A 26,311-nucleotide genomic window follows, 5' to 3' on the forward strand; every position below is an offset into this window, starting at 1 on the left:
GGGCGCCGGACGCTCCGCTGCCCGGCGCTCAGGCGTGGCCGCCCTGGACTTCCTTGGCTGCTGCCTTGATGTCGTCCGCCTCGACCTTCGCGACGGTGGACTCGACGATGGACTCCGCACGCTCGAGGGCCTTGCGGATCTTGACCTCGCCGGGGTCGGAAACCAGGGCGAGCAGGCCGGAGTGCCCTGGTGTGATCGCATTCTCGAGCTTCTCCTCGAGCTCGCGGTTGTGGTGGCGCTGCCGCAGCTTTCCGACGAGGGCTCCGGCGCCGCCGGCCACTGCGGCACTGCCGAGGATCGACGGCGGGAAAATCACCCCGAGCGCGACGCCGCCGACGACGCCCCACTTGAGGCCTGACTTCGTGCTGTGGTCGGTTGCCTTCTGGATCTCCAGCTTGCCCTCGGCCGAGCGCCTGACCACGATGACGCCCTCGATCTCGACGGTGCGGCCGTCCTCGGCCGACTTGAGGGCCTCGTACGCCTCCAACGCCATGTCGGTGTCGCTGAAGTCGGCGATGATGAGGGTGTAGGCGCCGTCGGACACGGAGGCCGCGCTCACCTCTACGTCGGGGTTGGTCTCGTCTGCCATGACATCCGCTCCTTGGTGGTTGAGGTACCACTCTCGAACGGCCATGGCTCGACGGCATCACCCGTAGCGGGTGGGGTGCCGCTCGGAGGATCCGATGATCACTGGCCCTGACGCGACCGGCGCCAGAACCCCCATGCCCAGGTGAGGAGCAGGGCTCCCAGGATCGACCCGATCAACCCGGTCGGGTGGAGATCGAGGCCGTTGCCGGTCGCGAGGCTGAGCCCCAGGCCGCCGACGAAGGAGCCCAGGAGGCCCGTCACCGCCGCGGTGGTCCAATCGATCTCCTTCATCGATCGACCGAGAACGAGTTGTGCCACGCCGCCTGCCACGATGCCGAACAGGATGATCGCGATGATGAGCATATTGGCAACCTACCGCATCCAAACGCTCTCTATCCGGCGTTGAACGACACTGCTCGACGGGTCAGGCGACGCGGGTCTGGAGCCACGTGCGGTAGCGGCGCAGGGCGCGGCGTTGGAGGAAGGTCTCCTTGGCCAGGGCGAGCTTGGGGTCCATCCCGGGGCGGGGGCGGCGGCCGGCACCGAGGCGGCGCAGCTGCTGGCGTACGCGGGCCATGCTCGCGGCCGAGGCGACGGCCTTGTCCTCGATCCGGACCGGCGCCAGGTCGACGCGGGCCTCGGCGTCGTGGCGCCACCGGTTCGGCAGATCGGGGTCGACCGCGAGGGCGCTGCCCATACCGACCAGGTCGACGCCGCCGGCGAGGACCTCCTCGGCGACGGGGCGCCGGACGATGCCACCGGTGAGCATCAGGGGAAGCGGGCTGGTCCGGGCCAGGTCCTCGGCGAGGGTCAGGAAGTACGCCTCGCGGGCCTGGGTGCGCTCGTCCTTGGTCTGCCCGGTCATGGCCGGGGCCTCGTAGCTGCCACCGGAGAGCTCCACGACGTCGACGCCCAGCGGGGCCAGCATCTCGATGACTGCCTTGGCGTCCTCGGCGTCGAATCCGCCGCGCTGGAAGTCGGCGGAGTTGAGCTTGACCGCGACGGCGAAGTCGGGGGAGACCAGGGCACGTACGGCCCGGACGATGTCGAGCAGGAGGCGGGCCCGGTCGGCCAGGTCGCCGCCCCACCGGTCGGTGCGCCGGTTGGCCAGGGGTGAGAGGAACTGGGAGAGCAGGTAGCCGTGGGCGGCGTGGATCTCGACGCCGTCGAACCCGGCCTCCTCGGCCCGCCGGGCGGTCTCGGCGAACCGCGTGACCGTCTCCTCGATCTGGGTCGCGGTCATCTCGACGGGTTGGGCGAACCGCTTGGTGTTCTTGCCGAGGTCGACGCGTACGGCCGAAGGCCCCCAGGCGACACCGGGCATGTTCGCGCCCACCTGGCGGCCGGGGTGGTTGATCTGCATCCAGACCTGCGAACCCCCGCTCTTCGCGGCGGTCGCCCACTCCCGGAAAGGGGCCAGCGGCGACTCCGCGTCGAGAACGACACCCCCGGGCCCGGTGAGCGCCTCCGCGTGGACCATGACGTTTCCGGTGATGATCAGACCGACCCCGCCCTGGCTCCAGCGGCGGTAGAGCCGGACGAGAGAGGCGTCCGGGAGCTGGCCGGCCGCCGCCATGTTCTCCTCCATGGCGGCCTTGGCCAGCCGGTTCGGGAGCACGGAGCCGTTGGGAAGGGCGAACTGCTCGAATACGGATGACATGTACTGCTCCTGAGTGCGGTATGTTTACGGTGCTCACATGAGCGTAGGAAGGAATGTAAGCAGTGTCAACTTCTGAGAAGAGTGGCTATCATCACGGCGACCTCCGGGCATCGCTCCTGACGGCCGCGATGCGGATGCTCGAAGAGGGCGAGCCGTTCTCGTTGCGTGCGCTCGCGCGCGAGGCGGGGGTCTCGCCGACGGCGCCCTACCGCCACTTCAAGGACCGTGACGCCCTGGAGTCCGCGCTGGCGGCCCAGGGGCTGCGCGACCTGAAGGCCGACCTGACCGAGGGCCGTGAGCTCCCGGCCTCTGCTGCCGATCTGGGCGAGCTCGCTGTCGCGTACGTCGAGTTCGCGCTGCGTCGTCCGGCGCTGTTCCGGGTGATGTTCGGCAACGCGTGCGACACGGGGAGTGCGGAGCGGGTCGAGGCTGCTGCCGAGATCCATGACCTGCTCGCCGTGGCCATGACGCGGGTCTTCCCTGATGTCGATGCCGATGCGCTCGCCTCGGCCGGCTGGGCGCTCGCGCACGGGATGGCCTACCTCTACATGGACGGCAAGCTTCAGGCGGGCTCGACCGAGGAGATCGGGGAACGGGTGCGGGCCGCGTTCGCCGCGATCCTCGCTGCCAGCGCCGACTAGCAGGGAGTGGCGGTCGCCACTTCGGCCGGTGTTGACGGTGCTTACATTGCTGCGTAGGCTCTCCATGTAAGCATTGCTAACATTGAGGAGATCCTGATGGCTGCCACCGAACAACAGCCCGGACAGCAGGCCGTGACCGCGCGGCTGGGCGAGCGTACGGTCGACGTGCCCCGCGGCGGGCTCTACGACCGCTACCGGATGAACCCCGATCTCGACGAGATCGCCCGCGACCCACGGGTCAGCGGCGTCGACTTCTTCCGTCGCCTCTCCAAGACCCAGGTCGACTCACCGATCGGCCCCACGTACACGCCGAACTTCTACTACCGGATGTCCTCGGCCCGGCTGACCATGCTGGCCCGCTCCTCGGCGATCCGGGCCCGCCTGCCCGAGGAGCTCGAGCCGCTCGAGGTCGTCCCCGGCATCGGCCTCGCCTCGGTCATCTTCTTCCGCTACGACATCGCCGACATCGACTTCTACACCGAGGCCGCGGTGGGCGTCGCAGTCCGGCCCGCCCGGCACGGACGGCTCGGATTCCTCGACCTCGTCACCGACCTGAAGAACGACCACCTGCACTCGTACGTCTTCTCCCTGCCGGTCAACACCGACATCGCGCAGGTGCGTGGTCATGACGGCTACGGCTTCCCGAAATGGGTAACCGACCTCGACGTGGACATCGACACCTCGACCAGCACCGCCCGGGTCGCCAACGCGACGGGTGGGGTCGATGTCGCCTTCTCCGCGCCCACGCCGGCGCAGACCACCTTCGGCTCGGGTGAGCGGGTCTCGTCGCTGACTTCCTACACCGAGCTCGGCGGCCGCTGGCAGTCGACGCTCAACCAGACCAACATCCTCGCCGCCGGCAGCGCGACCCTGCCGCGTGGTGTCGAGCTCCAGCTCGGCGAGGGCCGCATGTCCGACGACATCCGCGCCCTCGAGCCGGTGCGTACGCTCCGCCTCGACGTCGCCACCGAGGCCCAGGCCGCCCTCCACATGCCCGTGCCGATCTCGGTCCGGGCCACCGCCTAGCGCTCACCACACGGAGATCCGACATGTCCATCGATCACGCTGCCGCCCCGGTCCGAGGGGCCGGCCTTCCCGCCTCCATCACGCCCGCGCTGCTGAACCGGCTCGCGAGCCAGGTCGCCGCGGCTCCGGGAGCCGCCACGGTCACCACCACCGCTCCCTACACGGGCGAGCCCTTCGCTGCGCTCCCGTCCTCGACCGCCCAGGATGTCGAGGCGGCCTTCGGGCGGGCCCGCGCCGCGCAGGTCGGCTGGGCGGCCACCCCGATCAGCGAGCGCAAGCGGATCTTCCTCCGCTTCCACGACCTCGTCCTGGAGCGGCAGGAGCAGGGTCTGGACCTGATGCAGGCCGAGAACGGCAAGACCCGACGCGATGCGTTCCTCGAGATCATGGACATCGCGATCACGGCCCGCTACTACGCCCGCAGTGTGGAGAGGCTCCTCGACCCGAAGCGACGCAAGGGCGCGCTTCCGCTGCTCACCCACACCACCGAGCTCCACCACCCCAAGGGCGTGGTCACGGTCATCTCACCGTGGAACTACCCGCTCTCGATGGCGGCCGGTGACGCCATCCCCGCCCTGCTGGCCGGCAACGCCGTGGTCCAGAAGCCCGACACCCAGACCGCCGTCACCGCCCTGTGGGCCCTGGACCTGCTCGAGGAAGCCGGGTTGCCTGCCGACGTGTGGCAGATGGTCATCGGGCGCGGCAGCGTCCTCGGCGACCCGCTCCTGGCCAACGGCGACTACGTGATGTTCACCGGCTCCACCGCCAGCGGCCGCCACATCGCCCAGAAGGCGGGCGAGCGCCTCATCGGTGCCTCCCTCGAGCTCGGCGGCAAGAACCCGATGATCGTCCTGGCCGACGCTGACATCGACCGGACCGTCGAGGGCGCCATCGCCGCGAGCTTCCCCTCGGCCGGCCAGCTGTGCGTCTCGATCGAGCGGATGTACGTCCCCGACCAGATCTATGACGAGTTCGTCTCCCGGTTCGCGGCCAGGACGAAGGAGCTGCGGATCGGCGCGGCGTACGACTACAGCATCGACGTCGGCAGCCTGACGACGGCGTCGCAGCTCGAGACCGTCGCCACTCATGTCGAGGACGCGGTCGCGAAGGGTGCGACGCTGCTCGCCGGCGGGACGCCGCGCCCCGACCTCGGGCCGTTGTTCTACGAGCCGACGATCCTCGCCGACGTCACCCCGGAGATGACCCTGTTCGACCACGAGACCTTCGGCCCCGTCGTCTCGATCTACCGCTACTCCGACCTCGACGACGCCATCCAGATGGCCAACGCCACGCCGTACGGCCTCAATGCCAGCGTCTGGACTCGCGACGGCGCACGTGGGCGGGCCGTCGCGGCCCGTATCCACTCCGGCACGGTCAACGTCAACGAGGCCTTCGCGGCAGCCTGGGGCAGCATCGACGCTCCCATGGGTGGGATGGGTGACTCCGGGCTCGGCCGCAGGCACGGCGCCGACGGGCTGCTCAAGTACACCGAGGCCCAGACCGTCGCCCACCAGCGACTCCAGGGATTCACCCCGCCCAGCGCGATCAACCACGATCAGTGGTCCCGGATCCTTACGCTCGCGTTGAAGACACTACGACGGACGGGTGTCCGGTGAGCCGGGACCACACGAAGGAGACCGGGGCATGACCAAGCGCATCCTGAACGTCGTCACCAACGTCGGTCACTACGACGACCCGTCCCATCCGACCGGGCTGTGGCTCTCCGAGCTCACCCATGCCTGGCAGGTCTTCGAGGAGCACGGCTTCGAGCAGACCCTCGTCAGCCCCGCCGGGGGAGCGGTGCCCCTCGAACCGCGGGCGCTGAGGTTCCCCAGCTACGACAAGACCGCCAAGGCCTGGCGTTCTTCGTCGGAGCGGATGGCGCTGCTGGAGAACACGCTGGGCCCCGAGGACGTCGACTCCGCCGACTACGACGCCATCTACTTCACCGGCGGCCACGCGGTCATGTACGACTTCCCCGACAGCGAGGGTCTCCAGCGCATCACCCGCGAGATCTTCGAGCGCGGCGGCATCATCTCCTCCGTCTGCCACGGCTACTGCGGCCTGCTCAACACCCGCCTCTCCGACGGCTCCTACCTCATCGCCGGCCGCAAGATGACCGGCTTCGCGTGGCAGGAGGAAGTCCTTGCGCGGCGTCGACAAGCTCGTGCCGTACAACGCCGAGGAGGAGGCCAAGGCGCGCGGCGCGCTCTACGAGAAGGCCAAGATCCCGTTCGTCTCGTACGCGGTCGTCGACGGCAACCTCGTCACCGGCCAGAACCCGGGGTCGGCCAAGGAGACGGCCCAGAAGGTCGCCGAGCTCCTCTGACCGGGTGCCCGTGCTGCGGAGTCAGTGCGCGGCGTACCGGCTTTGCCGTCTACAGTTGTCCCGTGCGTTTCGGCGTACGTTCCCCGGTTGGTCTGCCGGCAGGGCCCGCCTGACTTTGAATCAGGACTAGCGACGTAGGTTCGACTCCTACCCGGGGAGCAGGTAGTCACCCCTGATGCTCCTCGTCCAACTGGTGTCCGGGCGCGTCAGCTGAGTTCGTCCGCAGGCTCGATCTCGCCGGGGCGCCAGGTCTTGTCGAACCATGCCTCCAGAGGTCCATAGAGCCGCAGCATGGCGAACCACGACTTGCCGGGCACGGTCTGGATCCAGTTCGCCTCGCGGCCGTCGGGCGCCGTCGGTCCGAACCAGAGATCGACGCTGCCGTCGTCGTTCGTCGCGACGGTGTTCGACAGGCTCATCAGGGCCGGGTACGGCGTGTCGGTCTCCAGCAGCGAGCGGGTCTGGGTGTCGTAGAGGTCGACGGACCAGAAGTTCTTCGCCGGGATGCCCGCGGGCAGGGTGAGCCGGTAGGTCCGGCCGCCGTCGAGCCAGGCGCCCGTCGAGTCCATCGCGGTGTAGGCGTACGCCGATCCCGCGCCCACCTGGGCGTGCGCCATCGCCGGCGTGATCACGGTCGCGAAGTAGTGGAACTGGGCGCGGGCGTCCAGCAGCCGGGCGTGGTTGCGCTCGAACTCGTAGCTGCCGCCGACGAACGCGGCCAGCCAGTTGCTGCCGGGGTAGTAGTACGCGTCGGGGTCGCGTGGCTTGTAGACCAGTGCCCGGGCGATCGCTGCCGCGAGCGGCGCGGCCTGGGTGAGAATCCCGCGCATCCGCTCGTCGGGTTCGAACGGTTGACCGTGCACGATCCCGATCGACGCGCACTGGCCTGCGCGCTCCGGATCCAGCGCGTCGGCCGGCTCCTCCTGCACGAGCGTGTCGATCTCCTCGAAGAACGAGAAGTCGTTCGCGTGGATGGTGTTCTGGGTCAGATCGGCCATGTTCAGGTAGGTCATCGCCGGCGGGTCGTCGGCCTGCGCGAGCGGATAGACCCGAACCTTCTTGATGTCGGGAACGCCGCCGAGGGCGCGGACGACCAGCCAGTTCGAGTACGTCGGCGTGCGGAACACGTAGTAGCCGTCCGGCTCCTCGCCGTCGTATCCCGGAGGCAGGAAGAGGTACTTGCCGCCCGCGCCCTTGTCGGGCCCGGCGATGCCGAGGTCGGCGACGTAGCGGAACCAGAAGTCGTCGAGCACGCACAGCGAGTTCGGTGGGTTCTCGACGACCAGCGGGCCGTCGCGCAGGTCGAGGAACATCGAGCCGTACGTCGTCTCGGTGTTCGGCGTCAGAAAGAACGAGCCCGAGTTCGCGCGAGGGTCGGTGAAGCCGAGCATGGTGTTGCCGTCGAGGCCCACGCTGCGGAACCCGCTGCGCATCGCAACGAGCGAGGCGCCCGGGATGGTGTTGAGGTAGACCTCGATCGCCCGGGTGAGATCGAGCAGGTCGTAGATCGTGTCGACCGACCCCGGAAGCGGCACCCCGTCGAAGAACTCGAGGTCGCCCAGCGGTGAGGGCACCACGTCGGGCACCGCGATGTTCCGCCGCGCCATCTCCAGCATGCTCTCGTCGCCCACTGTTCCACCCCTCGCCGCGGCCTGCCTGGTCTCGGCGCCAAGCCTGCGCGGCCCCTGAGGCGATGCGCTTCACCCGTTCCGGACCATGTGGAGGAAGCCGCGGAGGACGTCGTTGAACGCCTGCGGAGCCTCGAGGTTGCTGACGTGGCCGCAGTCGGGGATCACGGCGAGGTCCGCGCCGGGAATGCGGCGCTCGAACTCGTGGGCGACCGACAGGGGCGAGCGGGCGTCGAGGGCGCCCCAGATGAGCTGGGTGGGCACCTGGATCGTGGCGAGGACGTCGGTCAGGTCGGCCTGGGCCATCGCGGTCAGGGCGGTGAGCATGCTGTGGCGGCGTACATCAGCCGACATCGCCTCCAATAACGGCACGAAGTCGGCCGGGGGAGGGCCGGCGAAGAGGCCGGGGAGGGTCGGGTCGAAGCTGCCCTCCGGCTGGGCGCGGAGGCCCGCGAGGCGGGCGTCGGCCTCGTCAGGGCCGAGGGAGCCGCGCCAGCCGGCGTAGCCGTCGGCGAGGACGAGGCTTCGCGCCACCGCGGGGTGGCGTCGGTAGACCTCGAGGATGACGGTCACACCCCAGGAGAGCCCGACGAGGGTGCACGGAGTGATGTCCAGGGCGCGGATCAGCCCGGCAAGATGATCCGCGTAGTCGCTCAGCGCGAAGCCAGCCGGGACGTCGGCGGAGCCGCCGGCGCCCGGTTCGTCCCAGGCGATGACGGTGAACTCGTCGGCGAGGGCGTCGAGCTGTGGGGTCCAGCCACGGCTGTCCTCGGCACCGCCGTGGACGAACACGACGGCCGGGCCGTCTCCGGCCCGCCGGTAGGCGATGCGCAACCCGTCGACCTCGACGACATCCATGAACCGACCGTAGCGCGCTCGGCGATGTCGGCGGTGGCACTCGAAACCCGGGTCCAGGTAGGGGATCCCCCGATGTCCTCGCGGCGTCGAGATTCGTAGCGTCGGGACCATGACGACTCTCGCGAGCCAGAAGGGACCGGTGGCGCCCGCGGCGCGGGCCGCAAGCCCTGCCATCATCGCCGTCGCCGTGCTGATGGCGTTGGGCTGTCTGGCGTTCGCCGGGGCGAACGTCGCCTTCGAGGTCACCGATCGGTTCGCCGAGGGCCGCTACGCCGAGTACGCCGCCGGGCTCTCGGTCATGAACTGGGTCGTCACGGGCCTGAAGGTGCTCGGCGCCGCGGTGGCTCTGCTCTCGGTTGCCGCCCGCCCGGTCCGGTTCGCGACGCCATGGGTCATGTCGGTGCTTCTCTGGGGTGCTTTCGCGACGCTCGCGCTCGACGCGGTCGGCAGCATGGTGGAGGCCGGTGCGATCCTCGTGGGAGCGAGCGGCTCCCCGGCCGACCTCGGCCCACGTTCTGTGGCGTACCTCCTCGGCTCGGTCGTCTCGGCCGCGGGATTCGGGGTGCTCGCGGTGTCCTACCTGCGGCGGTACGCCGTCACGAGGGTCACCATTCTCCTGGGCGTACTCGGTGGCCCGGTCCTCCTCGGACTGCTGTTCCTCGGCCTTCCCGGACTGCTCGTCGTCGTCGGGGTCATGCCGCCCGGCTGACTCGGGCTTCGCCATTGATGGCCGCGCGCCGTTCATCTTCGTGTAAGGTCACCGGGCTTCCTGCGTACGTCCGCGTGTCGCGTTGGTGATTGCGGGGACGCGCAGGGTGGTATGGATACTGGCCTGTATCAAGGTCGTGGGGGAGCAGGGTGTAAAGTCGCCCAAACTAATCGACAAACACTTGGAGGAAGCGTGGGCATGGAGCCGATCATCGGTTACGTACCTGGCGTGTTCGATCTCTTCCACATCGGTCACCTCAACATGCTGCGCCAGGCGCGAGAGCGCTGCGACACGTTGATCGCGGGTGTGGTCTCCGACGAGGTCTGCGAGACGACGAAGGGAATCATCCCGACCGTCCCGCTCGTCGAGAGGCTGGAGATCGTCGAGGCGATCGGGATCGTGGACGCGGTCTACGCCGAGCGCACCACCGACAAGGTCGACTCCTGGCGCGAGGTCGGGTTCACCCACCTCTTCAAGGGCGATGACTGGAAGGGCACCGAGAAGGGCGACGCGCTCGAGAAGAAGATGGCGTCGGTCGGTGTCGAGGTCGTCTACTTCCCCTACACGCTCCAGACCAGCAGCACCGCTCTGCGGAAGGCCATCGCGCGAGAGGATGCCCAGGTCTCGTGACCGGCAGTGCCCCCACACCTGGCGGACAGTTCGAGATCTCCGACGACGGGGTCCTTGTCCGGGACTCCTCGACGTCGGTCCTGATCCTCTCCGTCGACGGCCAGTACGTCTGGTCCCTCACCCCCGACCGCGACGGCCACCGGGTCGACGGCGGCACCATGGTGCCGTGGCCGACCGTGCTCACCCGGTTCCTGGACGGCTCCGCGACGGTCACCATCGCCGACTACGAGGGCGAGGTCCTCTTCGAGGACAAGGTCGTTCTCGGGTCCGGTGAGGGCAACATCTCGATCGTCGACGGCAGCGGCAACCCGCTCAGCGTCGACAAGGTCGGCCACCTGACCCGCTCCTTCGAGGCCACCGACGAGAGCATCCGCGCGGAGATCCTCGACGGCACCCAGCGCGTCCTCGCCGACCTCCGCGACGTGGTCGGCGTCGAGGCCTACCTCAACTACGGGGCTCTCCTCGGCGCGATCCGCGAGGGCCGGATGCTCGGCCACGACTCCGACACGGACGTCTGCTACCTCTCCAAGCACACCGTGCCCGCCGAGATCATCGCCGAGTCGTACGCCATCGAGCGCACCATGCGCGAGCGTGGCTGGAGCATCCTGCGGATGTCCGGCGGCGACATCAAGGTGCTGCACCAGGTCTCCGACGGCCGCAAGGTGCACATCGACATCTTCGTGGCGTTCTACGTGCCCGACAAGGACGGCGAGCCGGTCTTCTACCAGCTCGGCAACCGCTCCGGACGGCTGCGCCGCGAGGCGATCGTGCCGGTCTCGACGATCAACCTGCACGGCTACGACTTCCCGGCTCCCGCCGAGCCCGAGGAGATGCTGGCCTTCATCTACGGCCCGAAGTGGCGCACCCCGGACCCGTCGTTCAAGTACGCCGACCCGCCGGCCGGCGTACGTCGACTGGACGGCTGGCTGCGCGGCTTCCGCACCGACATGGGGTTCTGGACCGAGTTCCACAACACCCAGGGCAGCGAGCTCGAGACCAAGCAGTCCTACTTCGCGACGTGGGTCTTCAAGCAGCTGCCCGAGGACGCGAAGGTGGTCGACCTCGGCTCCGGCGCGATCGGGCGTGACGGTCGCTTCTTCGCCCGCAAGGGCCACCAGGTGCACTCGGTGGACTTCTCCCGGGCCGCGGTGGCCGCCGTACGCCGCCGGGCCGAGCGCCACAAGCTTCCGCTGGTCTCCGACCAGCTCATCCTCGGCGAGCTCCGTTCGACGCTGACGCTGGGTGCGCGGCTGGCCCGCGACCCCCACCATCTCTACGCCCGCGACCTGGTCGGCTGCCTCGACAAGGCGGCCCGGCACCAGCTCTGGACCCTGTCGAAGATGGCGCTGCGTCCCGGTGGCGGCAAGCTCTACCTCGAGTTCGCGGCGACCGGTGAGAACCTGCCCGAGCCGAAGCCCGAAGGTCTCGTACGCCGCGTGGACCCCGCGCTCGTCCAGGCCGAGATCGAGGCGGCCGGCGGTGTGGTCGAGCACCTCGAGATCGTCGACGGCCGGAACATGCTCGAGGACCCGCTGCCGCGGGTCGCGCGGCTGCGCGCCTCCTGGCCCTCGCCCCACAATCTGGCACAGCAGTCTGCAGAAGGAAACTGACATGTCCGACGATTCCGGCATCAAGAACATCGCTCGCGGCGCCCGTGACGCGGCCCGTACGCGTGCCTCGCTGGTGCGCCGCATCGAGGCGCTCGAGGCCGAGGTGCAGGAGCAGCGTCAGCTGAACCGGCGCGTCGCCGAGCTGACCGATGTGGTCGCCGAGCTGCTCATCCCGCTGCAGGACGCCGACAAGGAGAAGGCGGAGAAGATCCTCGCGGAGTACCGCTCACGGATCTGATTCCTTCTGGTCTGACTCAGCCCAGCGCTTCGAGGGCCTGCCTGAGGTCTTCGATCCGCTGGCCGAGCCGACGGCGGGCATCGCCACCGGGGCCCATGTCGGCGCCGACGTCCAGGTCGGCGACCGCCTCCTCGACGCCGGCGAGGCGGGAGCGGAGGTCGGCGACGACGTCGACATCGACCCGGCCGGGCACCGTCGTACGGCGCTCGTCCAGGGACCGGCGCAGCAGGTCCGCCTGGGTGCTGAGCTTGCGGCTGGCGTGCCACAGGTCGACGAAGACCTGCACCTTCGCGCGCAGCAGCCACGGGTCGAACGGCTTGGCGAGGAAGTCGGCGGCGCCGGTCGCGTAGCCGCGGTAGGCCAGATGGGTGTCGAAGTCGTTCGCGGTCAGGAAGATGATCGGGACGTCCTTGGTGCGCTCCCGCGCCTTGATCCGGGCGGCCGTCTCGAAACCGTCCATCCCAGGCATCTGGGCGTCGAGCAGGATCAGCGCGAAGTCGTCGTGGAGCAGGGCGCGGAGCGCGTCCTCGCCGGACCCCGCGCGGACGAGGGTCTGGTCGAGCGAGCCGAGGATGGCCTCGAGCGCGACCAGGTTGGCGGCACGGTCGTCGACGAGCAGGATCTTCGCGGTCCCCTGACGCTCGCTCATTCCGCCGCCTCCGTAGTGAGAAGCGGAGAGTACGGAAGCGGCGGCCTGAGGCCTGCTGTCGCTCGCTGGCGCGCGCTCATGACAACCACAACCGGAACAGCGAGAGCAGGTCGGCGACGTCGACCGGTTTGGTGATGTACTCCGAGGCGCCGGCGGCGAGGCTGTCCTCGCGGTCCCCGGTCATCGCCTTCGCGGTCAGCGCGATCATCGGCAGGCTCTTGAACTGCGGGATGTCCCGGATCAGGCGCATCGCGGTCAGACCGTCCATGCCCGGCATCATGATGTCCATCAGCACGAGGTCGACACCCGGCTCCCGCTGGAGCGCCTCGATCCCGGCCTCCCCGGACTCCGCGTAGATGACGTCGATGCCGTGCTGCTCGAGCGCGCTGGTGAGCGCGAAGACGTTGCGTACGTCGTCGTCGACGATCAGGATCCGCCGACCCACGAATTGGCCGTTCGGGTCGGCCGGCTCGGGGACGTACGACCTGGTGGGCTGCGGCCCTGGCCGGCCCAGCAGCACGCTCACGTCGTCGATCGCCTCCTCGGTGGTTGCCGGCGTCTTGAGGGTCATCGCCTGGGTGTACCGGTCCAGACGGCTCTGCTGGGCCTTGGTCACCTCGCCGACCCTACTCAGCACGACGGGGATGTTCTTGGTGCGCTTGTGGGTGCGCATCCAGCGGAGCACGTCGAAGCCTCCGTCCGCCAGCGGAAGGTCGAGGACCACGCAGTCGACGTCGCGGTCGGCCAGGACCGTCTGAGCCTCCTCGGGCGAGGTGCCGAAGACCGTCTCGACCTCGTCGACCGAGCCGAACAGGGCCTCCACGACGGCGCTGGTGCCGGGGCCGGACTCGTCGCTGCCGCCGCTGAGGACCAGCAGGACCTGGTCGGCTCTCCTGTCGGTGGCACCCTGCTCGTCGACAGCAGGCGTGGGGGGCTGGGCGTCGGCCGTCTCGAAGCTGATCCTGGGGACGTACAGGGTGAAGGAGCTGCCGTGGCCGGGCTCGCTCTTGACCTGGATCTCGCCGCCGATCAGGTGGGCGACCTCGCGGCTGATCGACAGGCCGAGGCCGGTGCCGCCGAACTTGCGGCTGATCGTGCCGTCGGCCTGCTGGAACGCCTCGAAGATGACCCTCAGCTTCTCCGGCGGGATGCCGATGCCTGTGTCGACCACCGAGAACGCCAGCACCGAGTCGGCCTGCTGCAGGCGCGATGTCGAGAAGCGTTCGCCGGAGGCGTTGCGGATGAGCAGCCGGACACCGCCGCCGTCTGTGAACTTCACCGCGTTGGAGAGCAGGTTGCGCAGCACCTGCTGCAGACGGTGCTGGTCCGATCGGAGCACGCGGGGCACGTCGGGGTCGACGCTGACGATGAAGTCGAGGTCCTTCTCGGCGGTCAGCGGCCGGAAGGTCGCCTCGACGTACTCGACCACCGAGGTCACCGCGACGTCGGTGACATGGACGTCCATCTTCCCCGCCTCGACCTTGGACAGGTCGAGGATGTCGTTGATCAGCTGGAGCAGGTCGGTGCCGGCGCCGTGGATGGTGCGGGAGTACTCGACCTGGCGGGGGTTGAGGTTTCCGTCGACGTTGTCGGAGAGCAGCCGGGCCAGGATGAGCAGCGAGTTGAGCGGTGTACGCAGCTCGTGCGACATGTTGGCCAGGAACTCGGACTTGTAGCGGGACGAGAGGGCGAGCTGCTCGGCGCGCTCCTCGAGGCCACGCCGGGCGTCCTCGATCTCGAGGTTCTTGATCTCGATCGCTTGGTTCTGGTCGGCCAGCTGGCGCGCCTTCTCCTCCAGGGCGGCGTTGGACTGCTGCAGCTCCACCTGCTGACGCTCGCCCTCGTCCTGCTTGTCCTGCAGCTCGGCGGCGAGCCGCTGCGACTCGACCAGCAGCTCCTCGGTGCGCGAGCTGGCCATGATCGCGTTGAGCGAGACCCCGATCGACTCGGCGAGCTGCTCGAGGAACTGCATGTGGACGGTGCTGAACGGGCGGAACGAGGCGAGCTCGACGACACCGATCACCTTCTCCTCGAAGGCCACCGGGAGCACCACGATCGAGGTCGGGGCGGCCGACCCGTGTCCGGAGGAGATCCGCAGGAAGTCGGCCGGCACGTCGCGTACGACGATCGGCTGCCGGTCGTAGGCCGCCTGCCCGACCAGACCCTCACCGAGGGCGAAGACATCGGGGACGTCGGCGCTGGGCTGGTAGCCGTAGGAGGCGATCCGGCGCAGGACCTTGGGGCCGCCGTGCTCGGAGATCTGGTCGGTGAGGAAGATCGAACCCTGCTGCGCGCCGACCAGCGGGGTGAGCTCGGAGACGATCAGCCGAGCGACCTCGAGCAGGTCGCGCCCGCCCTGCATGTGACCGGTGAACCGGGCCAGGTTGGTCTTGAGCCAGTCCTGGTCCTCGTTGGCCCTGGTGGTCTCGCGGAGCGAGTCGATCATCTCGTTGAGGTTGTCCTTCAGGTCGGCCACCTCGCCGGCGGCGCCGACGGTGATCTGCCGGCTCAGGTCGCCCTGGGTCACCGCGGCGGAGACCTCGGCGATCGCGCGGAGCTGGGTGGTCAGCGTGAGGGCGAGCTGGTTGACGTTCTCCGTCAGCCCGCGCCAGGTGCCGGAGACGTCGGCGACCTCGGCCTGGCCGCCGAGCTTGCCCTCGGTGCCGACCTCGCGGGCGACGCGGGTGACTTCGTCGGCGAAGGACCCGAGCTGGTCGACCATGGTGTTGATGGTCGACTTGAGCTCGAGGATCTCGCCGCGGGCGTCGACGGTGATCTTCTGGGTCAGGTCGCCGCGGGCGACCGCGGTGGTGACCTGGGCGATGTTGCGGACCTGGGAGGTCAGGTTGGAGGCCATCGAGTTGACCGAGTCGGTGAGGTCCTTCCAGGTGCCGGCCACGCCGCGTACGTGGGCCTGTCCGCCCAGCGATCCCTCGGTGCCGACCTCGCGGGCGACACGGGTGACCTCGTCCGCGAACGTACGCAGCGTGTCGACCATCGCGTTGAGGGTGCCGGCCAGGGCGGCGACCTCACCGCGGGCCTCGATGGAGATCTTCTGCGAGAGGTCGCCCTGCGAGACCGCCTTGGAGACCTGGGCGATGCTGCGGACCTGGTTGGTCAGGTTGGAGGCCATCGAGTTCACCGAGACGGTCAGGTCGCGCCAGGTGCCGGCGACGCCGGGCACCTGCGCCTGACCGCCGAGCGCGCCCTCGGTGCCGACCTCGCGGGCGACGCGGGTGACTTCGTCGGCGAACGACCCGAGCTGGTCGACCATGGTGTTGATGGTCGACTTGAGCTCGAGGATCTCGCCGCGGGCGTCGACGGTGATCTTCTGGGTCAGGTCGCCGCGGGCGACGGCGGTGGTGACTTGGGCGATGTTGCGGACCTGGGAGGTCAGGTTGGAGGCCATCGAGTTGACCGAGTCGGTGAGGTCCTTCCAGGTGCCCGAGACGTCGTGTACGTCGGCCTGGCCGCCGAGGCGGCCCTCGGTGCCGACCTCGCGGGCGACACGGGTGACCTCGGCGGCGAAGGAGGAGAGCTGGTCGACCATGGTGTTGATGGTCGACTTGAGCTCGAGGATCTCGCCGCGGGCGTCGACGGTGATCTGCCGGCTCAGGTCGCCGCGGGCCACCGCGGTGGTGACCTGGGCGATGTTGCGGACCTGGGCGGTCAGCGTGCCGGCCATGAAGTTCACCGAGTCGGTCAGGTCACGCCAGGTGCCGGAGACGCCGGGCACCGCCGCCTGGCCGCCGAGCTGACCCTCGCCACCGACCTCGCGCGCGACGCGGGTGACCTCGTCGGCGAAGGAGGAGAGCTGGTCGACCATGGTGTTGACGGTGGTCTTGAGCTCGGCGAGCTCGCCGCGTACGTCGACGGTGATCTTCTGGGAGAGGTCGCCGCCGGCCACCGCGGTGGTGACCTGGGCGATGTTGCGGACCTGGTTGGTCAGGTTGGTCGCCATGGAGTTGACGGAGTCGGTGAGGTCCTTCCACCGGCCGCCGACGCCCGGCACCTCGGCCTGGCCGCCCAGCTTGCCGTCGGTGCCGACCTCGCGGGCGACGCGGGTGACCTCGTCGGCGAAGGCGGAGAGTTGGTCGACCATGGTGTTGACGGTGGTCTTGAGCTCGGCGAGCTCGCCGCGTACGTCGACGGTGATCTTCTGGGAGAGGTCGCCGCCGGCCACCGCGGTGGTGACCTGGGCGATGTCGCGGACCTGGTTGGTCAGGTTGGAGGCCATGGAGTTGACGGAGTCGGTGAGGTCCTTCCATCGACCGGCCACGCCGGGAACCTCGGCCTGACCTCCGAGGATGCCCTCGGTGCCGACCTCGCGGGCGACGCGGGTGACCTCGTCGGCGAAGGTCTGCAAGGTGGCGGTCATCGAGTTGAGCGTCTCGGCCAGCTCGGCGACCTCGCCCCGCGCGGTGACCGTGATCTGCTGCGACAGGTCGCCGAGGGCGACGGCCTTGGCGACCGAGGAGATCCCGCGCACCTGGGAGGTCAGGTTGGAGGCCATCGTGTTGACCGAGTCGGTCAGGTCGCGCCAGGTGCCGGAGACGCCGCGTACGTCGGCCTGGCCGCCGAGGCGGCCCTCGGTGCCGACCTCGCGGGCGACGCGGGTGACCTCGGCGGCGAACGAGGACAGCTGGCCGACCATCCGGTCGACGGTGTCCTTGAGTTGCGCCATCTCGCCGGAGACCTCGATGGTGACCGTGCGGGACAGGTCGCCGTTGGCGACCGCGGTGGTGACCTCGGCGATGTCGCGGACCTGGGCGGTCAGCTTCGACGACATCGTGTTGACCGCGTCGACGAGGTCGCGCCAGGTGCCCGACGCGTTGCGTACCCGGGCGCGACCGCCGAGCTTGCCCTCGGTGCCGACCTCACGGGTGACCCGGGCGATCTCCTCGGTGATCGTGGCGAGCTGGGTGACCAGGCCGTTCACGCTCTTGGCGACCAGCAGCGGGTCGCCCTTGAGGGCGCGGCTGCCATGGCGTACCGCCATCGTCTGGGTGAGGTCACCCGCGGAGACCGCGGCGACGACCCGGGCGACCTCGGCGGTCGGGCGGGCCAGGTCGGCGACCAGGTTGTTGGCGTCCTCGACGGCACCGGCCCAGGCGCCACCGCCGATGCTCGGCCGGAGCCGTTCGTCGTGGTGGCCGTCGCGGCCCGCCTCGCGGCGTACGCGCGCGATCTCGCCGGTCAGGTGGTTCAGCCGTTCGGCGATCTCGTTGTGGATGGAGGCCAGATCACCGAGGGGCCCGTCGACGGGCTCCAGCCGGCCGGTGAAGATGCCGTCGCGCATCGCGGCCATCGCGTCCTTGAGCTGGCGCAGCGTGACCTGATCGACCGCCACCTGCTCGGGCAGCGTGGTCGACCTCGATGAGTCCACCGATGAGGACATCCCCGCCTCCTCTCGCGCTGAGACATGCGTCTGCTGAAGTGTCGCACTCCGCGGCTCGCCGTGGCTCACAAATGATCGTTCACCACCGATTCTGGTAATTCCTTGACCTACCTGCCGGTACCTTGCCTTGATCAGTGCCATATCGGCGCCGAACGGGTGCACAATCGGCGGTGGTCATGAGCACCGGAGCCAAGACGCAGTCGCGCACCTTCGAGCCGGCACCGACGTCGGTCTCCGAAGCGCGCCGTTTCGCGCGCAAGGTGCTGGCCGAGTGGGGCCTCGAGGACCTCGTCGACGACGCCATCCTGCTGACCAGCGAGCTGGTCACCAACGCCGTCACCCACGCCGGCACGCCGATGACCGTCGTGGTCGTGCTCGAGGTGGACCGGCTCCGCATCGACGTCGTCGACCAGCACCCGACCCGGGTGCTCCCGCTCGGTGTCAACGCCCACCCGGGCACCGGCGAGCACGGCCGCGGGCTGCTCATCACCTCGGCGCTGGCCACGGCCTGGGGCGTGGAGTACCGCAAGGACCACAAGCGGGTCTGGGCCGCGTTCGCGCTGGTGGAGGAGACCCTCGGCGCCGAGGCGCCCGCCGGTGACGGCCCGGAGGACCGGGACGTACGCCGCCGGGAGCCCGTCTCCGCCGGCCAGGATCCGCTGGGGCTCGCCGGGCTGACGCTCAACCAGCTGCCGCTCGCGGACATGCTCGAGCTGGTGGTGGAGCAGACCCGGGACCTGTTCGACGCCGATGCCGCGTACCTCCTGCTCGAGGACGAGATGGAGGAACGGTTCGTGGTCGTCGCCACCAGCGGTGAGGCGGACGCGCTCAAGGGGCGGAGCGTACGCCACGGCGAGGTCGGTGCGCCGAGCCGCCAGGCGTCGTTCCGGCCGTTGTCGATCGCCGACCTGCGCGCGACCCCGGTCGAGCTGCTCCGCAGCCTTGAGCTGCGCTCGCTCGTGACCGCGCCGGTGGCCTTCGACGGCAGGGTGATCGGGACGCTGGCGGTCGCCGGGGCCGAGCCCGGCAGCTTCACCACGGAGGACGGCGCACAGCTGCAGCGTGTCGCGGACTGGGCCGCGCCCAGCGTCGACCGCGCCTCGACCCGGGCCGCGGACAGCGAGCGGCGCGCGTGGCTGGCGTTCCAGAGCGAGGCCAGCGTGATGCTGGCCGCGTCGCTGGACCTGGAGACGACGACGGCGATGACCGGGCAGATCGTGGTTCCGCGGCTGGCGACGTGGTGCGGCATCTACCTCAACGACGCCCGTGACCATCCGCGGCTCCAGTTCGCATGGCATGCCGACGAGCACCAGCTCGACGCGGTGCGGGAGGCGTTGGAGGACGCGGAGCCGGACGGTCCCGAGGCTCCGGCCGCGCCCGACGTCGAGGGTGAGGTCGCGATCCTTCCGCTGGAGGCACGCAACCGGATCATCGGTTGGCTCACCCTGGGCAGGCCGGCCGGTGAGCCGTTGCGTCGCGAACGCTTGATGGTGGCGGAGGCGGTGTCCCGCCGGGCGGCTCTGGCCATCGACAACGCCCGCGCCCACACCGAGCTGCAGGAGATCGGCCAGTCGCTGCAGCGCAGCCTGCTGCCGGCGGTGCTGCCGGAGATCCCCGGTGTCGACATCGGGGTGGGCTACGAGCCGACGGGCGAGTTCAACGACGCCGGCGGCGACTTCTACGACATCTTCGCGCTCGGTGCGGGGCGCTGGGGCTTCATGGTGGGCGACGTGTGCGGTGTCGGGCCGGAGGCGGCCGCCATCGCCGGGATGTCGCGCCACACGGTGCGGGCGCTGATGCGGGCCGGCATCCCGATCGCGCCGACCCTGGAGCGGCTCAACGCCGCGATCGGTGACGAGGGCCTGCGGGGTCGGTTCATCACGCTCGTGTGCGGCACGCTCGAGGTCACCGCCGCCTCCCGCTTCCGGATGCGGCTCGTCTGCGCCGGCCATCCACCGCCGTTCCTGGTGACCCGGACCGAGCCCGGTGTGCCGGCCCGCCGGGTCGGCCGGCCGCAGGCGCTCCTCGGGGTGCTCGACTCGGTCGACTACATCGAGGAGGAGGTGACGGTGGCGCGCGGCGACCGGCTCGTCGTCGTCACCGACGGAGTCCTCGAGCGGCGTGCCGAGGACACGATGTTCGAGGAGGCGGGAGTCGAGGCCGTCCTCGCCACGGGGATCGACCTGGGAGCGCAGGTCGTCGCCGACCGGCTGCTGCGGGCGGTCACCGACTTCTCCTCCGCGCCGCCTTCCGACGACATGGCCGTTCTCGTCCTCGACCTGGCAAGGGCGCAGCCTAGGGCGCGCTGAACTCCTCGTGGCCGAGCACCGCGAGCAGCCGGATCTTCTGCTCCGCCTCGCTGCCGGGCACCGGCGTCAGCACCAGCAGGGCCTGGCCCTGGTCCTGGGCGGACAGCACCTGGCAGTCGACGTCGATGCGCCCGACGTGCGGGTGCAGCAGCGTCTTGTGGTCCTCGAACCGGTGGGTGACCTCGTGCCGCTCCCACAGCTCGCGGAACTCTTCGGACCTGGGGAGCAGGAGGCGTACGAGCTCGCCGGCGCGGGAGTTCTCGCCGAGTGCTCCGTAGGCCATCCGCAGGCTCGCCACCAGACCACGGCCGTGCGTGAGGTGGTAGTCCGGCGGGTAGACGTCGCGCGTCGAGGGGTCGGTGAACCAGCGGTAGGCCTCGCAGCGGTCCCAGCCGGTCAGCGCCGCCCGGTCCCCGAAGATCGTGGTCGCGAGCCGGTTGGCGACCAGGGTCTCTCCGAGTGCGGACATGATCATCGCCGGAGTGTCCTCGAGTCGGTCGAGCACGCGTAGCAACGCCGGCGCGACATGCCCGTCCTCGAACGTACGCCGCGGGGCGTTGTGTCCGGCCAGCCGGTAGAGGTGGTCGCGCTCGTCGATGGTCAGGCGTAGCGCCCGGGCGAGCGCGGAGAGCATCTGGTCGGAGGGCTGCGGCCCGCGCTGCTGCTCGAGGCGTACGTAGTAGTCGGTCGACATCCCGGTCAGCGCGGCCACCTCCTCACGGCGCAGGCCGGGCGTACGCCGCCGCGGCCCGGTCACCAGACCGACGTCCTGCGGGCGGAGCGCCTCACGGCGGCGTCGGAGGAAGTCGGCGAGGGAGGCGCGGTCCATGGCATCCATCATGCGGGGTGCGCGCGTACGCAACCAGGGACCGCCGATCCCACGATCACCAGGTCTCTCCCGCCGACGGCGTGGCCGCCGCAGGGTGGAGGCATGAACATCACCGGAAACACCATCTTCATCCCCGGAGCGACCTCCGGGATCGGTCTCGCTCTTGCCCTGCGCCTGAAGGAGCGTGGCAACACGGTCATCATCGGTGGCAGGCGTACGTCGCTGCTCTCCGAGCTGGCGCAGGTGCACGGCTTCGACACCGTCCGCATCGACACCGCCGACGCCGCTTCGATCGCCGAGGCGACCGCGGATGTGGTCAGCCGCTTCCCGGAGCTGAACGTGCTCGTCGCGATGGCCGGGATCATGCGCCCCGAGGACTGGACCGCGCCGGGTTTCCTCGCCGATGCCGAGGAGACCGTGGTGACCAACCTGCTCGGTCCGATCCGGCTCATCGACGCGCTGGTGCCGCATCTGCGGGAGCGTCCCGGCGCCACGATCCTCACCGTCTCCTCGGGGCTGGCCCACACGCCGCTGCGGTTCACGCCCACCTACAACGCCACCAAGGCGGCGATCCACCAGCTCTCCGAGTCGATCCGGATGCAGCTGGCGCCGATCGGGATCCAGGTCACCGAGCTCGTCCCGCCGGCGGTCCGGACGGCCCTGATGCCGGGCCACGAGAGCTCCGAGCACGCCATGCCGCTCGAGGCCTACGTGGACGAGGTGATGGCGCTCCTCGAAGCCGACCCGGAAGCCCACGAGGTGCTCGTCGAGCAGGTCAAGCTGCTGCGCTACGCCGAGGTCCGCGGCGACTACGACCAGATCATCGGGGTCCTCAACGCGGCCGAGGAACGGGTCCGCTGACCCCGGATCGGCGGCCGGGCCCGGCGGCCTAGACTGAGCCAACATGAGCGAGCTCACCGTGATCGTGCTGGCCGCCGGCGGCGGCACCCGGATGAAGTCCAAGACTCCCAAGATGCTCCACCAGATCGCGGGCCGGAGTCTCGTGGGCCATGTTCTGGCCGCGGTCTCGGAGGCCGGAGCGTCCCGAGTCGTCGCGGTCGTGGGCCACCAGCGAGAGCTGGTCGAGCCCCACATCGCCGAGATCCTCCCCGAGGCCGTGATCGCGATCCAGACCGAGCAGCTCGGCACGGCGCACGCGGTGCGGGTGGCGGTCGAGGCCGGTGCGGTCTCCGGCGGGACGGTCCTGGTGACGTACGGCGACACGCCCCTGCTGCGCGGTGAGTCGCTGCGCGCGCTGGTGGCCGACCACGAGGCCGCCGGCCGGGCGGCGACGATCCTGAGCGGGATCGTCCCGGAGCCCTTCGGCTACGGCCGGATCCTGCGAGGGGACGCCGGGGTCGCCGGGATCGTCGAGGAGAAGGACGCGACCGACGAGGAGCGGGCGATCACCGAGATCAACTCGGGGATCATCGCCTTCGACGGCGGATTCCTGGCCGAGGTCCTCCCGCGGATCGGCAACGACAACGCCAAGAAGGAGTTCTACCTCACCGACGCGATCGCGCTGGCGGTCGCCGACGGGCTCGGAGTCGACGCGTTCGTCCTCGACGACGTCAGCGAGGCCGAGGGCGCCAACGACCGGGCCCAGCTCGCCGCGCTCGGGAAGATCCTCAACGAGCGGATCGTGACCCGGTGGATGAAGGACGGGGTCACGGTGATGGACCCGGCCACGACCTGGATCGACGCCGACGTCGAGCTCGCGCCCGACGTCACCATCCTGCCCGGCACCCAGCTCATCGGTGCCACCCGGATCGACGAGGACGCGGTGGTCGGCCCCGACTGCACGCTGAAGGACACCGAGGTCGGCCACGGCGCCCGGGTGGTGCGTACGCAGGCAGAGCTCGCCGTCGTCGGACCCGGCGCCAACGTGGGGCCGTTCTCCTACCTGCGCCCGGGCACGGTGCTCGGGGAGGAGGGCAAGATCGGCGGCTTCGTCGAGGTCAAGAACTCGACCATCGGTGCCGGAGCCAAGGTGCCGCACCTGTCCTACGTCGGCGACGCGACGATCGGCGAGGGCACCAACATCGGGGCCGGCACGATCTTTGCCAACTACGACGGGGTCAACAAGCACAAGACCCGGATCGGACGGCACGTGAAGTCGGGCTCGGGTGTGACCTTCGTCGCCCCGGTGGTCGTCGGGGACGGTGCGGCGACCGGTGGAGAGGCCCTGATCCGCGACGACGTTCCGCCCGGTGCGCTGGCCGTCTCCGCAGGTCAGCAGCGGATCATCGAGGGCTGGGCGCTGGCTCGCCGAGCAGGTACGCCGCAGGCGGCCGCGGCCGAGGAAGCGCTCGAGGCGGGCGTACCGATCCTTGGTGAACCTTCGGCGACGGGCGAGTGACCCCCGGGGTTGGGCCCGGCGGCGTAGTTGATGGAGAATCCAAGTGCAGTGACCCCGGGGGTAGGAGCCAGCACATGACCAAGCGCACCACCGAGAAGCAGATGATGCTCTTCAGCGGCCGGGCTCACCCGGTCCTCGCCGAGGAGGTCGCCGACCTTCTGGGAACGAAGCTGACGCCGACCTCGGCCTACGACTTCGCCAACTCCGAGATCTATGTCCGCTACGAGGAGTCGGTGCGCGGTTCGGACGCGTTCGTCATCCAGTCGCACACGGCGCCGATCAACCAGTGGCTCATGGAGCACCTGATCATGGTCGACGCGCTCAAGCGCGCCTCGGCCAAGCGGATCACGGTCGTGATGCCGTTCTGGGGCTACTCCCGCCAGGACAAGAAGCACCGCGGTCGCGAGCCGATCTCGGCCCGCCTGGTCGCCGACATGTTCAAGACCGCGGGTGCCGACCGGATCATCTCCGTCGACCTCCACGCCGACCAGCTCCAGGGCTACTTCGACGGTCCCGTCGACCACCTGATGGCGCTGCCGCTGCTGACCGACTACATCAAGGACAAGTACGGCAACCAGCCGCTCGCAGTCGTCTCTCCCGACGCCGGCCGGATCAAGGTCGCCGAGCGCTGGGCCGCGCGGCTCGGTGGGGCGCCGCTGGCGTTCATCCACAAGACCCGCGACATCAACCGGCCCAACGAGACCGTCGCCAACCGCGTCGTGGGTGAAGTCAAGGACCGCATCTGCATCCTCACCGACGACATGATCGACACCGGTGGCACGATCGTGAAGGCCGCCGACGCGCTGATGGCCGACGGTGCCGCCGGCGTGATCATCTGCGCCACCCACGCGATCCTCTCCGACCCTGCCGTCGACCGGCTGAAGAACTCCACCGCCACCGAGGTCGTCATCACCAACACCCTCCCGGTGCCGGAGGAGAAGCAGTTCGACAAGCTCACCACGCTCTCCATCGCCCCCATGCTCGCCCGCGCGATCCGTGAGGTCTTCGAGGACGGCTCGGTGACCTCGATGTTCGACGGTCACGCCTGAGTCACTCCCCGTGCCGGGCGACTTCGAGCTGACGACCGACGAGCTCCGGGTCGTCGCACGCTACGTCGCGGAGACTGCTGCCGAGGTCCTGCCGTTGTTCGAAGCGGCCTGCCCCGACGACCCTCGACCGAGGCTGGCGCTGGATGCGGCCTGGGAGTTCGTCGGTGGCGCCCGGCGTACGAAGCTCCAGCGCGTCACCTCCTTGGACGCTCATCGCGCCGCGGCCGAGGCGCCTTCCGAGGTAGTTCGACTGGCCGCACGGAGCGCCGGCGACGCCGCCTCGGCCGCCTACCTCCATCCGCTCGCCTCCGCGGATCAGGTCGGACACATCCTGCGTGCCGCGGCGAGCGTCGCGCGGATCGCGGAGATCGAGGCCTCGGGCGATCCCGGGGCTGCTCTGGTCTCCTTGGACCGGGCCGTCGCGCGGGCTGGTCCTGAGCTGATCGGGGTGCTCGTGCGGTATCCCGAGGTGCCGGTCGGAAAGAGCCGCGTCGCGGAGCTCATGAAGATCCTCGACGCGCGCCTTCGCGGCGAGCTCAGGGGGCGGTGAACCGGGCCGCGATCTCGCCCGAGAGCGCGGCGTCGATCCGGGCCCTGAGCTCATGGTGCATCTCGGGGAGATCCTCCACCCGGAACCAGCCGACGTCCATGGACTCGTCATCAGCCACGTACGCCTCACCGGAGACCCACGTGCAGCTGAACGTATGGTCCATGTAGACGGCCTGGTCGCCGTTGGGATAGGCCATCGGCGTCGTCGCACCCACGGAGGCGAGCCGGTCGACCGAGATGTCCACCCCGGTCTCCTCCTTCGCCTCGCGCGCCGCTGCTGTCGCCGGCTGCTCGCCCGGGTCGACGATTCCCGTGATCGGTGTCCACATCCGGTTGTCGGATCGCTGTACCAGGAGGATCTCGTCGTCTCTGCGCACCACTGCTGTCACGCCGGGGAGCCAGAGCATGTCCGTCCCGATCTTGCGGCGGAGGTCGAGGATGAAGTCTGGGGTCGGCATGTTGGTCACGGTAGCTGGGGTTCTTCGTGGGGCTGTGGGCCGCCGACCCTTGCTCTGAGTGTGTTCTCGACGGATCCCGGAGTAAAGGACGGCCTTCGGCCGCCGGCTTCGCCGGCCGCTATCGCGGTCCTTGACACCGGGACCCGTCGAGAAAGATTTGGCTGGCTATCGGGGCGGCGGCCGGGGTGTGGCGCGGAGGAATCTGTCGGGACTGGTGAGGCTTGTGGGGTGGAAGGGTGGCCCTCCGGGCCACTTACCATCCACAGAAGCGAAGTCGTTCACTCACCGCGAAAACCGCTTCTGACCTGCACCTATAGGTGGCTAGGTATCCCTTGAAGGGCGTAGAATCAGACCCATCACGACACACCTCTGGAGGGAGGGAAGCGATGAGTCTCGAGCACGACATCGACCACTGGGGCAGCCAGCCCGGCGACCCGATCGACGCCGAGATGTCCGCCATCGAGTCCTCCCTCGACCACCTCCTCACCGCAGACCCTGCCTACTGGCGCACCGGCCAGAAGAAGGACCGCCTGGCCCGGCTGGAACGAATCCACGCCAAACAAGCCGCACTGAAACTCCGCGTCCTGGCCACCGCCGGCGACATCGCCGAAGAAACCGGCGCCAAGGACGTTTCCGGATGGATGCGGACCGACCTCCTGGTCGACAAGGCCGCCGCCCGCTCCCAGATCAAGCTCGCCACCGGCGTGGCCAAGTACGACCTCGTGGCCGCCGGCCTCGCCGAAGGCGTCGTGTCCCAAGACAAAGCCCGCGTGATCACCAAAGCGTTGGACGCC

At 69.6% G+C, this 26,311-nt stretch carries 22 protein-coding genes, 1 tRNA gene and 1 pseudogene; 15 read left to right on the forward strand and 9 right to left on the reverse strand.

The annotated features are described in order from the left end of the window. Positions 1–28 precede the first annotated feature (28 nt). From BLT25_RS26985 to BLT25_RS26995, 3 genes are all read right to left on the reverse strand, one after another. Positions 29–589 carry a DUF1269 domain-containing protein gene (locus tag BLT25_RS26985; protein WP_091052526.1) on the reverse strand — a complete coding sequence of 187 codons (561 nt, stop codon included), beginning with the start codon at positions 587–589 and terminating at the stop codon, positions 29–31. Between the two features lie 98 nt (positions 590–687). Next, entirely contained in the window at positions 688–951 is a 264-nt protein-coding gene (locus tag BLT25_RS26990) for a GlsB/YeaQ/YmgE family stress response membrane protein (protein ID WP_091052528.1), read from the reverse strand. Positions 952–1,012: 61 nt separating this feature from the next. After that, a complete protein-coding gene (locus BLT25_RS26995; protein ID WP_091052529.1) occupies positions 1,013–2,248 on the reverse strand; it encodes an NADH:flavin oxidoreductase/NADH oxidase family protein in 1,236 nt (411 codons plus the stop codon). Between the two features lie 62 nt (positions 2,249–2,310). On the opposite strand from BLT25_RS26995, the gene BLT25_RS27000 reads away from it, so the two are divergent. The 5 genes from BLT25_RS27000 to BLT25_RS27020 all read left to right on the forward strand — a co-directional run bounded on the left by BLT25_RS27000 (position 2,311) and on the right by BLT25_RS27020 (position 6,403). Then, on the forward strand, positions 2,311–2,889 hold the full coding sequence (locus tag BLT25_RS27000; protein ID WP_091052531.1) for a TetR/AcrR family transcriptional regulator: 579 nt from the start codon (positions 2,311–2,313) through the stop codon (positions 2,887–2,889). A 96-nt stretch (positions 2,890–2,985) separates the two neighbouring features. Beyond that, positions 2,986–3,915 carry an acetoacetate decarboxylase family protein gene (locus BLT25_RS27005; protein WP_091052533.1) on the forward strand — a complete coding sequence of 310 codons (930 nt, stop codon included), beginning with the start codon at positions 2,986–2,988 and terminating at the stop codon, positions 3,913–3,915. A 23-nt stretch (positions 3,916–3,938) separates the two neighbouring features. Continuing rightward, the gene (locus BLT25_RS27010; protein ID WP_091052535.1) at positions 3,939–5,531 is read left to right on the forward strand and encodes a succinic semialdehyde dehydrogenase; all 1,593 of its coding nucleotides are present in this window, start codon (positions 3,939–3,941) and stop codon (positions 5,529–5,531) included. A 28-nt stretch (positions 5,532–5,559) separates the two neighbouring features. Further along, entirely contained in the window at positions 5,560–6,357 is a 798-nt protein-coding gene (locus tag BLT25_RS27015; protein WP_218131493.1) for a type 1 glutamine amidotransferase domain-containing protein, read from the forward strand. Continuing rightward, positions 6,325–6,403 (forward strand) — tRNA-Gln (locus BLT25_RS27020). The genes BLT25_RS27015 and BLT25_RS27020 overlap by 33 nt, the downstream gene beginning before the upstream one ends. Positions 6,404–6,450: 47 nt before the next feature. Here the strand turns inward: BLT25_RS27020 and BLT25_RS27025 are convergent. Next, positions 6,451–7,875 (reverse strand): DUF1254 domain-containing protein, encoded by a 1,425-nt coding sequence (locus BLT25_RS27025; RefSeq protein ID WP_218131494.1) that lies wholly within the window; start codon positions 7,873–7,875, stop codon positions 6,451–6,453. A gap of 69 nt (positions 7,876–7,944) precedes the next feature. Continuing rightward, positions 7,945–8,730, reverse strand: coding sequence for an alpha/beta fold hydrolase (locus BLT25_RS27030; protein WP_091052537.1), 786 nt, complete (start codon positions 8,728–8,730; stop codon positions 7,945–7,947). Between the two features lie 109 nt (positions 8,731–8,839). On the opposite strand from BLT25_RS27030, the gene BLT25_RS27035 reads away from it, so the two are divergent. The 4 genes from BLT25_RS27035 (at position 8,840) to BLT25_RS27050 (ending at position 11,917) form a co-directional block, all read left to right on the forward strand. Beyond that, positions 8,840–9,439: a hypothetical protein gene (locus BLT25_RS27035; protein ID WP_091052539.1), complete on the forward strand. Its 600-nt coding sequence runs from the start codon at positions 8,840–8,842 to the stop codon at positions 9,437–9,439. A 198-nt stretch (positions 9,440–9,637) separates the two neighbouring features. Beyond that, positions 9,638–10,069, forward strand: a complete 432-nt coding sequence (locus tag BLT25_RS27040) for an FAD synthase family protein (RefSeq protein ID WP_091052540.1) — start codon at positions 9,638–9,640, stop codon at positions 10,067–10,069. Further along, a complete protein-coding gene (locus BLT25_RS27045; RefSeq protein WP_091052542.1) occupies positions 10,066–11,679 on the forward strand; it encodes a class I SAM-dependent methyltransferase in 1,614 nt (537 codons plus the stop codon). Before BLT25_RS27040 ends, BLT25_RS27045 begins: the two co-directional genes overlap by 4 nt. 1 nt (position 11,680) lies before the next feature. Beyond that, positions 11,681–11,917 carry a DUF6752 domain-containing protein gene (locus tag BLT25_RS27050; RefSeq protein ID WP_091052544.1) on the forward strand — a complete coding sequence of 79 codons (237 nt, stop codon included), beginning with the start codon at positions 11,681–11,683 and terminating at the stop codon, positions 11,915–11,917. Between the two features lie 16 nt (positions 11,918–11,933). Here BLT25_RS27050 and BLT25_RS27055 read toward each other — a convergent pair whose 3' ends face one another. Both BLT25_RS27055 and BLT25_RS27060 read right to left on the reverse strand, forming a co-directional pair. Next, a complete protein-coding gene (locus BLT25_RS27055; RefSeq protein ID WP_091052545.1) occupies positions 11,934–12,566 on the reverse strand; it encodes a response regulator in 633 nt (210 codons plus the stop codon). Positions 12,567–12,642: 76 nt separating this feature from the next. Continuing rightward, positions 12,643–17,964, reverse strand: coding sequence for a HAMP domain-containing protein (locus BLT25_RS27060; protein ID WP_091052547.1), 5,322 nt, complete (start codon positions 17,962–17,964; stop codon positions 12,643–12,645). 176 nt (positions 17,965–18,140) lie between these two features. Here BLT25_RS27060 and BLT25_RS27065 point away from each other — a divergent pair, with 176 nt between their 5' ends. Then, positions 18,141–20,273 carry a SpoIIE family protein phosphatase gene (locus BLT25_RS27065; RefSeq protein ID WP_143033883.1) on the forward strand — a complete coding sequence of 711 codons (2,133 nt, stop codon included), beginning with the start codon at positions 18,141–18,143 and terminating at the stop codon, positions 20,271–20,273. Here BLT25_RS27065 and BLT25_RS27070 read toward each other — a convergent pair. Beyond that, complete coding sequence (locus tag BLT25_RS27070; protein WP_091052550.1) at positions 20,260–21,102, reverse strand: helix-turn-helix transcriptional regulator; 843 nt, start codon at positions 21,100–21,102, stop codon at positions 20,260–20,262. The genes BLT25_RS27065 and BLT25_RS27070 overlap by 14 nt on opposite strands. Before the next feature lie 102 nt (positions 21,103–21,204). Between BLT25_RS27070 and BLT25_RS27075 the strand changes: the two genes are divergently transcribed. The 4 genes from BLT25_RS27075 (at position 21,205) to BLT25_RS27090 (ending at position 25,060) form a co-directional block, all read left to right on the forward strand. Then, complete coding sequence (locus BLT25_RS27075) at positions 21,205–21,963, forward strand: SDR family oxidoreductase (protein ID WP_091052552.1); 759 nt, start codon at positions 21,205–21,207, stop codon at positions 21,961–21,963. A gap of 43 nt (positions 21,964–22,006) precedes the next feature. Continuing rightward, a complete protein-coding gene (glmU, locus tag BLT25_RS27080; RefSeq protein WP_091052554.1) occupies positions 22,007–23,461 on the forward strand; it encodes a bifunctional UDP-N-acetylglucosamine diphosphorylase/glucosamine-1-phosphate N-acetyltransferase GlmU in 1,455 nt (484 codons plus the stop codon). A 74-nt stretch (positions 23,462–23,535) separates the two neighbouring features. After that, positions 23,536–24,510, forward strand: coding sequence for a ribose-phosphate diphosphokinase (locus BLT25_RS27085; RefSeq protein WP_091052555.1), 975 nt, complete (start codon positions 23,536–23,538; stop codon positions 24,508–24,510). 10 nt (positions 24,511–24,520) lie between these two features. Beyond that, positions 24,521–25,060 (forward strand): putative immunity protein, encoded by a 540-nt coding sequence (locus tag BLT25_RS27090; protein ID WP_091052557.1) that lies wholly within the window; start codon positions 24,521–24,523, stop codon positions 25,058–25,060. Here the strand turns inward: BLT25_RS27090 and BLT25_RS27095 are convergent. Further along, complete coding sequence (locus BLT25_RS27095) at positions 25,047–25,517, reverse strand: NUDIX hydrolase (RefSeq protein WP_176884323.1); 471 nt, start codon at positions 25,515–25,517, stop codon at positions 25,047–25,049. The genes BLT25_RS27090 and BLT25_RS27095 overlap by 14 nt on opposite strands. 386 nt (positions 25,518–25,903) lie before the next feature. Between BLT25_RS27095 and BLT25_RS27100 the strand changes: the two are divergent. Continuing rightward, positions 25,904–26,311 (forward strand): annotated as a pseudogene (locus tag BLT25_RS27100) (HNH endonuclease); the annotation flags it as partial.

This window comes from Nocardioides sp. YR527 (assembly GCF_900101045.1).
In the GTDB taxonomy this organism is placed as follows: Bacteria; Actinomycetota; Actinomycetes; order Propionibacteriales; family Nocardioidaceae; genus Nocardioides.

Bases quoted from the DNA above. Each gene is read 5' to 3' on its own strand.
- BLT25_RS26995 (WP_091052529.1), bottom strand. From the start codon at position 2,248: ATGTCATCCGTATTCGAGCAGTTCGCCCTTCCCAACGGCTCCGTGCTC.
- BLT25_RS27015 (WP_218131493.1), top strand. From the start codon at position 5,560: ATGACCAAGCGCATCCTGAACGTCGTCACCAACGTCGGTCACTACGAC.
- BLT25_RS27095 (WP_176884323.1), bottom strand. From the start codon at position 25,517: ATGCCGACCCCAGACTTCATCCTCGACCTCCGCCGCAAGATCGGGACG.
- BLT25_RS27005 (WP_091052533.1), top strand. From the start codon at position 2,986: ATGGCTGCCACCGAACAACAGCCCGGACAGCAGGCCGTGACCGCGCGG.
- BLT25_RS27075 (WP_091052552.1), top strand. From the start codon at position 21,205: ATGAACATCACCGGAAACACCATCTTCATCCCCGGAGCGACCTCCGGG.
- BLT25_RS27010 (WP_091052535.1), top strand. From the start codon at position 3,939: ATGTCCATCGATCACGCTGCCGCCCCGGTCCGAGGGGCCGGCCTTCCC.
- BLT25_RS27085 (WP_091052555.1), top strand. From the start codon at position 23,536: ATGACCAAGCGCACCACCGAGAAGCAGATGATGCTCTTCAGCGGCCGG.
- BLT25_RS27050 (WP_091052544.1), top strand. From the start codon at position 11,681: ATGTCCGACGATTCCGGCATCAAGAACATCGCTCGCGGCGCCCGTGAC.
- BLT25_RS27055 (WP_091052545.1), bottom strand. From the start codon at position 12,566: ATGAGCGAGCGTCAGGGGACCGCGAAGATCCTGCTCGTCGACGACCGT.
- glmU (WP_091052554.1), top strand. From the start codon at position 22,007: ATGAGCGAGCTCACCGTGATCGTGCTGGCCGCCGGCGGCGGCACCCGG.
- BLT25_RS27070 (WP_091052550.1), bottom strand. From the start codon at position 21,102: ATGGACCGCGCCTCCCTCGCCGACTTCCTCCGACGCCGCCGTGAGGCG.
- BLT25_RS27040 (WP_091052540.1), top strand. From the start codon at position 9,638: ATGGAGCCGATCATCGGTTACGTACCTGGCGTGTTCGATCTCTTCCAC.
- BLT25_RS27065 (WP_143033883.1), top strand. From the start codon at position 18,141: ATGAGCACCGGAGCCAAGACGCAGTCGCGCACCTTCGAGCCGGCACCG.
- BLT25_RS27030 (WP_091052537.1), bottom strand. From the start codon at position 8,730: ATGGATGTCGTCGAGGTCGACGGGTTGCGCATCGCCTACCGGCGGGCC.
- BLT25_RS27060 (WP_091052547.1), bottom strand. From the start codon at position 17,964: ATGTCCTCATCGGTGGACTCATCGAGGTCGACCACGCTGCCCGAGCAG.
- BLT25_RS26985 (WP_091052526.1), bottom strand. From the start codon at position 589: ATGGCAGACGAGACCAACCCCGACGTAGAGGTGAGCGCGGCCTCCGTG.
- BLT25_RS26990 (WP_091052528.1), bottom strand. From the start codon at position 951: ATGCTCATCATCGCGATCATCCTGTTCGGCATCGTGGCAGGCGGCGTG.
- BLT25_RS27035 (WP_091052539.1), top strand. From the start codon at position 8,840: ATGACGACTCTCGCGAGCCAGAAGGGACCGGTGGCGCCCGCGGCGCGG.